The 736-nt window shown below is 44.0% G+C and carries 1 rRNA gene; it reads left to right on the top strand.

What is annotated here, in order from left to right:
• Positions 1-262 precede the first annotated feature (262 nt).
• Positions 263-736, top strand: a 16S ribosomal RNA gene (locus H4J75_RS19645); the annotation flags it as partial.

Here is a 736-nt window from a genome sequence, read left to right as displayed (position 1 = left end):
TTCTTTAACAATTAGTTATCATGCAATTTGTGTGGACACTCACATTACATTGATTTTACATAGTCGGTTCTTAATTCTCTAACGAGAGGCAAGGAAAGACGTAAAACAGTTTAATAATGATGTCACACAGATTAAGTATTAATTATTAATTTAATTAGTACGTTTTATGTAGTTATCACTTCTCTTTTAAGAGTTGTTGGTAACACGACAGAATTCATTGAGCAGATGTCTTAGCTTAGGTTAAGCATCACAAACGATTTTTTAATTGAAGAGTTTGATCATGGCTCAGATTGAACGCTGGCGGCAGGCTTAACACATGCAAGTCGAGCGGTAACAGAGAGTAGCTTGCTACTTTGCTGACGAGCGGCGGACGGGTGAGTAATGCTTGGGAATATGCCATATGGTGGGGGACAACAGTTGGAAACGACTGCTAATACCGCATAACGTCTACGGACCAAAGAGGGGGATTCTTCGGAACCTCTTGCCATTTGATTAGCCCAAGTGAGATTAGCTAGTTGGTGAGGTAATGGCTCACCAAGGCGACGATCTCTAGCTGGTTTGAGAGGATGATCAGCCACACTGGGACTGAGACACGGCCCAGACTCCTACGGGAGGCAGCAGTGGGGAATATTGCACAATGGGCGAAAGCCTGATGCAGCCATGCCGCGTGTGTGAAGAAGGCCTTCGGGTTGTAAAGCACTTTCAGTTGTGAGGAAAGGTGGGTAGTTAATAGCTG

This window comes from Colwellia sp. BRX10-1 (assembly GCF_014077545.1).
Taxonomy (GTDB): domain Bacteria; phylum Pseudomonadota; class Gammaproteobacteria; order Enterobacterales; family Alteromonadaceae; genus Colwellia_A.
Note: the sequence above shows the minus strand (reverse complement) of the source record. Positions and strands in the feature narration are given on the sequence as shown.